This is a genomic window from Streptomyces torulosus (assembly GCF_001419765.1).
GTDB lineage: Bacteria > Actinomycetota > Actinomycetes > Streptomycetales > Streptomycetaceae > Streptomyces > Streptomyces torulosus.
On the sequence record NZ_LIRK01000902.1, the window covers coordinates 1 to 6,586 of the forward strand.

The 6,586-nt window shown below is 71.9% G+C and carries 8 protein-coding genes; 3 read left to right on the forward strand and 5 right to left on the reverse strand.

Features of this window, described 5'->3' with window-relative positions:
- From AOK23_RS46335 to rimP, 4 genes are all read right to left on the reverse strand, one after another.
- Positions 1 to 372, reverse strand: a 372-nt coding sequence (locus tag AOK23_RS46335; RefSeq protein ID WP_206336441.1) for a translation initiation factor IF-2 N-terminal domain-containing protein, incomplete at its 3' end; no start/stop codon positions are given.
- 147 nt (positions 373 to 519) lie between these two features.
- A complete protein-coding gene (locus AOK23_RS42215) occupies positions 520 to 798 on the reverse strand; it encodes a YlxR family protein (RefSeq protein WP_079050026.1) in 279 nt (92 codons plus the stop codon).
- A 137-nt stretch (positions 799 to 935) separates the two neighbouring features.
- The gene (nusA, locus tag AOK23_RS42220) at positions 936 to 1,922 is read right to left on the reverse strand and encodes a transcription termination factor NusA (RefSeq protein WP_055717682.1); all 987 of its coding nucleotides are present in this window, start codon (positions 1,920 to 1,922) and stop codon (positions 936 to 938) included.
- A 2-nt stretch (positions 1,923 to 1,924) separates the two neighbouring features.
- On the reverse strand, positions 1,925 to 2,434 hold the full coding sequence (gene rimP / locus AOK23_RS42225; protein ID WP_055717683.1) for a ribosome maturation factor RimP: 510 nt from the start codon (positions 2,432 to 2,434) through the stop codon (positions 1,925 to 1,927).
- A 233-nt stretch (positions 2,435 to 2,667) separates the two neighbouring features.
- On the opposite strand from rimP, the gene AOK23_RS42230 reads away from it, so the two are divergent.
- The 3 genes from AOK23_RS42230 to AOK23_RS42240 are packed head-to-tail and all read left to right on the forward strand — an operon-like array spanning position 2,668 to position 4,638.
- Positions 2,668 to 3,228: a hypothetical protein gene (locus AOK23_RS42230; protein WP_240496826.1), complete on the forward strand. Its 561-nt coding sequence runs from the start codon at positions 2,668 to 2,670 to the stop codon at positions 3,226 to 3,228.
- The gene (locus tag AOK23_RS42235; protein WP_079050027.1) at positions 3,225 to 3,680 is read left to right on the forward strand and encodes a ferritin-like domain-containing protein; all 456 of its coding nucleotides are present in this window, start codon (positions 3,225 to 3,227) and stop codon (positions 3,678 to 3,680) included. Before AOK23_RS42230 ends, AOK23_RS42235 begins: the two co-directional genes overlap by 4 nt.
- Positions 3,681 to 3,708: 28 nt before the next feature.
- Positions 3,709 to 4,638, forward strand: a complete 930-nt coding sequence (locus AOK23_RS42240) for an aminoglycoside phosphotransferase family protein (protein WP_055717685.1) — start codon at positions 3,709 to 3,711, stop codon at positions 4,636 to 4,638.
- A gap of 184 nt (positions 4,639 to 4,822) precedes the next feature.
- Here the strand turns inward: AOK23_RS42240 and AOK23_RS42245 are convergent, their stop codons facing one another.
- On the reverse strand, positions 4,823 to 6,529 hold the full coding sequence (locus AOK23_RS42245; RefSeq protein WP_055717686.1) for a proline--tRNA ligase: 1,707 nt from the start codon (positions 6,527 to 6,529) through the stop codon (positions 4,823 to 4,825).
- Positions 6,530 to 6,586 lie beyond the last annotated feature (57 nt).

Sequence of the window (6,586 nt, forward strand, 5' to 3'; positions counted from 1 at the left end):
AGATGTGTATAAGGGGCAGGGCTTCGGCGTCGGCGGCTTCGGGCCGGGCACGGGGCGCGGACCCGGGGCCGGCGCCGCGGGCTTCTCCGCGGCGGGCGGCTTCGGAGCCGCCGGACCCGGACGCGGGGCAGCCGGACGGGCGGCCTGCGTCGGAGAGGGGGCCGCCGGACGGGCCGGGGCGGCCTTGCGCGGGGCGGGCTTGCCGCCACCGCTGCCCTGCTGGAGGGCGTCAGTCAGCTTGCGTACTACAGGCGCCTCGATCGTCGAGGACGCCGAACGGACGAATTCACCGAGCTCTTGGAGCTTGGCCATGACGACCTTGCTCTCAACCCCGAACTCCTTGGCGAGTTCGTATACCCGGACCTTAGCCACTTCGCTCCTTTTAGGTCCGGGTTGACGCCGGACCGTCGCTACTTCATGGGCGTACTCATCGCGTGCTCATCGAGTGCTCATCGCAATCTCGACCTACTTCCAACTCGCGGGGTACCAGGGCCGCACGGGGGTTCCATGCGACGCGTTTTACTGTGTTGCCTGCTCGACGGTGAGGCGCAACGCCGCGCTGTCGAGCGGTCCCGGGGCACGGAGCGCCCGCGGGAACGCCCGGCGGCGAACCGCCAGGTCGAGACAGACCAGGGCGGGGTGGATGTACGCACCCCGGCCGGGCAGCGTACCGCGATGATCGGGGACACATTCGTCCTCGATCGCCACGACGCGCAGCAGCTCGGTCTTGGCCGCTCGTTGCCTGCACCCCACACAGGTGCGTTCAGGGCATGCGCGGGCACGCGTCCGGCCAGACACTGCTAAGTCTACCTCCCCGCAGCGACCTCACCCCTTTGGGGCAAGAATCGAACAGTTGCCGCGCATATAACTGACGTGATCTGAGCGACCTGCGGCTTGGATCTATTCCCGATCATGCGCCGACCGGTCTTCCTCGGCTATTCGGACGGCTGCTCGGTGTCCGGGCGGATGTCGATGCGCCAGCCGGTGAGACGGGCGGCGAGGCGGGCGTTCTGGCCCTCCTTGCCGATCGCCAGCGACAGCTGGTAGTCGGGGACCGTGACCCGCGCGGAGCGGGCCGCGAGGTCCACCACGTCGACCTTGGAGACCCGGGCCGGGGAGAGCGCGTTGGCGACCATCTCGGCCGGGTCGTCGGACCAGTCGACGATGTCGATCTTCTCGCCGTTCAGCTCGCCCATGACATTGCGCACACGGCCACCCATGGGGCCGATGCAGGCGCCCTTGGCGTTCAGGCCCGAACGGGTGGACCTGACGGCGATCTTCGTCCGGTGACCGGCCTCACGTGCGATGGCGGCGATCTCGACGGAGCCGTCGGCGATCTCCGGCACCTCCAGGGCGAAGAGCTTCTTCACCAGATTGGGGTGCGTGCGCGAAAGGGTGACGGACGGACCGCGGACGCCCTTCGCCACCCGAACGACGTACGACCGGAGCCGCATGCCGTGCGGGTACGTCTCCCCGGGGACCTGTTCCTGCACGGGCAGGATGGCCTCCAGCTTGCCGATGTCGACGAGCACGTTCTTCGGGTCGCGGCCCTGCTGGACCACACCGGTGACGATGTCGCCCTCGCGGCCGGCGTACTCGCCGAGCGTCGCGTCGTCCTCCGCGTCCCGCAGACGCTGCAGGATCACCTGCTTGGCGGTGGTGGCGGCGATGCGCCCGAAGTCCGACGGAGTGTCGTCGAACGCGCGTGCCTCCTGCCCCTCCTCCAGGTCCTCGGGGTCCTCCTTCGCCCACACGGTCACATGGCCGGTCTCCCGGTTGAGCTCCACGCGCGCGTGGCGGCGGCTTCCCTCGGTGCGGTGGTAGGCGATGAGGAGGGCCGCCTCGATCGCCTCGACGAGCAGGTCGAAGGAGATCTCCTTCTCCCGCACCAAGCCCCTGAGGGCACTCATGTCGATGTCCACGGCTACGCCTCCTCCTCTTCCTTCATGTCCTTCTTGTCCTTGCGGTTGAACTCGACCTGGACGCGGGCCTTGTCGATCTCGTCGAAGGCGAGCCTGCGGGTGGTGGCCTTGCGGCCCTTCACTCCGGGCACCTCGAGGTCGAGGCCGTCGTCGTCCACGGTCAGGATTCTGGCGATCAGTTCCCCGTCCTCGCGGAGTTGGAACTTCACCAGTCGGTCCACGGCCCGCCGGTAGTGGCGGTGCTCGGTGAGGGCGCGCTCGGCGCCCGGCGTGCCGACTTCCAGGGTGTACTCCGCCTGGCCCATCGCGTCCGTCTCGTCCAGCTTGGCCGAGAGCGCGCGGCTGACGTCGGCGACCGTGTCCAGATCGGCGCCCTCGTCGGAGTCGACGGTCACGCGCAGCACCCGCTTGCGGCCGACCGCGTCCACGGCGATCTCTTCGAGGTCCAGACCCTGGGAGCGTACGAGGGGTTCCAGCAGCTCTCGCAGCCTCTCGCTCTGGGTGGTGCTCATCCGGGTGACTCCTCGGCCGCGTGTGCTGTTGTGGGTAGGGCGCGTGTCAGGTCAAAGGGTAGCCGCTCCGCTGGGGTGTTGCCGTCCGCCCACACGCTCGGGGGACGTGGTCCGTTGGCGCGAGCGGGTTGTCCGCGGCCGGTCGCGCGGTTCCCCGCGCCCCGCTCGGAGCGCGGCCGGGTAACGTGATCACACCGCTCTTTTGTTCGTACGACCCCCCTAGGACGTCTGCTGTGTCGTTCAGCCTGCCGTCGCGTGCCCCGTCCGGGCCGCGCAGAAGGACTTTGCTCGCCGGGGCCGCGGGTCTGGGCCTCCTCGTGGGGTGCTCGTCCGGGGGTGAGGGGTCGGATGCCGCCGGGGGGAGCCCGTCGACGGCCGAGAAGGCGCGGGCCGGGGCGGCGCGGGACAGTGAGGCGCTCGTGGAGCGGTACGACGCCGTGCTCGCCGCCCATCCCGATCTGGCCGGACTGCTGACGCCGCTGCGGGCGGAGGCCGTACGCCACGCGGAGGCGTTCGGGGGCGGGAAGCGCGCGACGAAGCCCTCCGCGTCCCCCTCGCCGTCGCAGTCGCGGTCGCAGTCTCCGTCCGCGTCCGCGTCGGCCTCCGCCTCGCCCGACCCCGTGCCGGCCGAGCCGCAGGCGGCGCTCGCCGAGCTGGCCGCGGCCGAGCGGAAGCTCGCCGACCGGCGGGGCAAGGCGTTGCTGGAGGTGCCGGGCGAGCTGGCCCGGCTGATGGCGTCAGTGGCCGCGGCGGGGGCCGGGCACGCGTACATGTTGACGGAGGGTGCGAAGTGAGCGGCGCGGAGCTGAAGGCGATGCAGGCGGCGCTCGGGGCCGAGCACGCCGCTGTGTATGGGTACGGGATCGTCGGCGGGAAGATCGGTGACGCGCGGCAGAGCGAGGCGCGGGAGGCGTACGACGCCCATCGGGCGCGGCGGGACCTGCTGACGCGGGCGGTGCGGGGCCTCGACGGCCGGCCCGAGGCCTCGGCGGCCGCGTACGCGCTGCCCTTCCCGGTGACGGACGCGGATTCCGCCGTGCGGCTGGCCGTGGAGCTGGAGGAGCGGGTGGCCGGGGTGTACTCCGACCTGGTGCGGGCGGCGACCGGTCGGCGGCGGGCCTCGGCGGCCGAGGCGCTGCGGGAAGCGGCGGTGCGGGCGGTCAGGTGGCGCGAGGGAAGCGTAGCCTTCCCTGGTCTCGCCGAGCGGGCGGCCGGTGCCACCGCCTCGGCGGCACCGCGCACCTGATCACGGCCTGGAAGGGAACGACTCGCACATGACGCGCAGGGCTTTCGAGGCTTTCGAACCGCCGCAGCGGCTTGTGCGCGCGCTCGCCGAGACCCGGCAGAGCGGGGGCGACGGCGCCCAGGAGTGGCTGTCGCGGCTGCCTGACCTCCTTCAACAGGCCCTTGATCTACGCGAGTTGACCGTCGAGCGGGTGCAGGCGCCCGGCGGCCGCAGCAGTCTGGTGCTGCTCGTGCGGCAGATCGACGGCACCCCGGCCGTGCTGAAGCTGGCGCCCGAGCGGGCGCGGCCGGAGAGCGAGCGGGCGGCGCTCGCCCACTGGGACGGGCGGGGCGCGGTGGAGTTGCTGAACCCCGGGGACAGTCAGGGCGTGCTGCTCCTGGAGCGGCTGCGCCCGGACCTGTCCGTGCGGTCGCTGCCCGAGGCGAAGGCGCTGCTGGAGGCGGCGGCCACGCTGCGGCGGCTGTGGGTCGAGCCGCCCGAGGCACATGTGTTCGAGACCGTGGCCGAGCGGACGGGTCGTCAGGCCGAGGCGTTGCGTGCGGGCGCCGACGCCGACGGTGAGGTCCGGGGCTTGGTCGAGGCGGCTCTCGCCGCGCGGGAGGAGCTGCTCGCCGCCGCTCCCGAGGAGCGGTTGCTGCACGGGACGTTCCGGCAGAGCAAGGTGCTGGCCGGGGATCGGTTGCCGTGGCTGGCGGTGGGACCCGATCCGGTGGTCGGGGAGTGCGCGTTCGATCTGGCGCGGTTGGTGCGGGACCGGGTGGAGGACCTGATCGCCTCCCCGTCGGGGGCGGCGACGACACGGCGACGGGTGAGGAAGCTGGCCGACTCGCTGGACGTGGACCAGGAGCGGCTGCGCGGGTGGACGCTGTTCCGGGCCGTGGAGTCGGGGGTTCGGGCCCGGCGCGTGGGACGCCCGCGCGACGCCGAACTGTTGCTGGAGTTCGCCGGCTGGCTCTGAGGTCACCCTCGGAAGGGTTGATGTTCGTCGACGGCGGGTGCGTGGGGGTTTCTCGCGCGGTTCCCCGCGCCCCTGAACAGCCGGGGCTGCGCCCCGCTGCTCATCGGCCCGCAGGGCCGTTCCCGGGGCGTGGGGATCTGCGCGACCAGTCCCCACGCACCCGCTCGTCCGTACGGGGACCGGCTCAGGCGGTCGTCAGCCGGGCGATCGCCTCGTCGACGGTCAGTTCCTCGCGCTCGCCGGTGCGGCGGTCCTTCAGCTCCAGGACGCCCTCGGCCGAGCGGCGGCCCGCGACCAGGATCTGCGGCACGCCGATCAGCTCGGAGTCGGTGAACTTCACGCCCGGCGAGACCCCGGCGCGGTCGTCGACGAGGACGCGCAGGCCGGCGGCCCGCAGCTTCTCCGAGACCTCCAGGGCGAGTTCGGTCTGGAGGGCCTTGCCGGCGGCGACCACGTGCACGTCGGCCGGGGCGACCTCGGCGGGCCAGCACAGGCCCTTGTCGTCGGCGGTCTGCTCGGCGAGGGCCGCCACCGCGCGGGAGACGCCGATGCCGTACGAGCCCATGGTGACGCGGACGGGCTTGCCGTTCTGGCCGAGGACGTCGAGCTTGAGGGCGTCGGCGTACTTGCGGCCGAGCTGGAAGATGTGGCCGATCTCGATGGCGCGGTCCAGTCGCAGGCCGGTGCCGCACTTCGGGCAGGGGTCGCCCTCCTGGACGACCACGACGTCCACGTACGCGCCGACCTCGAAGTCACGGCCCGCGACGACGTTCTTGGCGTGCGTGCCGTCCTTATTGGCGCCGGTGATCCAGGAGGTGCCGGGAGCCACCCGCGGGTCGGCGACGTAGGTGACCTTCTCGCCGAGGCCCTGCGGGCCGACGTAGCCGCGGACCAGCTCGGGGTGGGCGACGAAGTCGTCCTCGGTGACCATCTCGACGACGGCCGGGGCGAAGTGCGCCTCGACCTTGCCCATGTCGACCTCGCGGTCCCCGGGGACACCGATGGCGACGATCTCCCCGTCGACCTTCACGAGGAGGTTCTTCAGGGTGGCGGAGGCCGGGACGCCGAGGTGGGCGGCGAGGGTCTCGATGGTGGGGGTGTCAGGGGTGGGGATCTCCTCGAGGGCGGGCACGTCGCCCGCGTCCACCGGCTTCAACTCGTAGGTGATCGCCTCGGTGTTGGCCGCGAAGTCGCAGTTGGGGCAGTCCGCGAAGGTGTCTTCGCCGGCACCGGCCGGGGCCAGGAACTCCTCCGACTTGGAGCCGCCCATCGCGCCCGCGGTGGCGGCGCAGATGCGGTAGTCGAGGCCCAGGCGCTCGAACACCTTCTGGTACGCCTGGCGGTGCAGGGCGTACGACTGGGCGAGGCCCTCGTCCTCCAGGTCGAAGGAGTACGAGTCCTTCATCAGGAACTCACGGCCGCGCAGGATGCCGGCGCGGGGGCGGGCCTCGTCGCGGAACTTCGTCTGGATCTGGTAGAGGATCACCGGCAGGTCCTTGTAGGAGGACGCCTGGTCCTTCACGATCAGCGTGAAGATCTCCTCGTGGGTGGGGCCGAGGAGGTAGTCGCCGCCCTTGCGGTCCTGGAGGCGGAACAGCTCCGGGCCGTACTCGTCCCAGCGGCCGGTCGCCTCGTAGGGCTCCTTCGGCAGCAGGGCGGGGAGCAGCACCTCCTGGGCGCCGATCGCGTCCATCTCCTCGCGGACGATCCGCTCCACGTTGGCGAGGACCCGCTTGCCGAGGGGAAGCCAGGTCCACACGCCGGCGGCGGTGCGGCGGACGTAGCCGGCGCGGACCAGCAGCTTGTGGCTGAGTACCTCGGCGTCCGCCGGGTCGTCGCGCAGCGTCTTCGCCATCAACTGGGACATGCGCTGGACCGGTGCGTTCGCCATGGTTCTCGTACTCCTGCTGCGGGTCGGTTGATGGCAGGAGGTTAGCCGGGGGGCGGG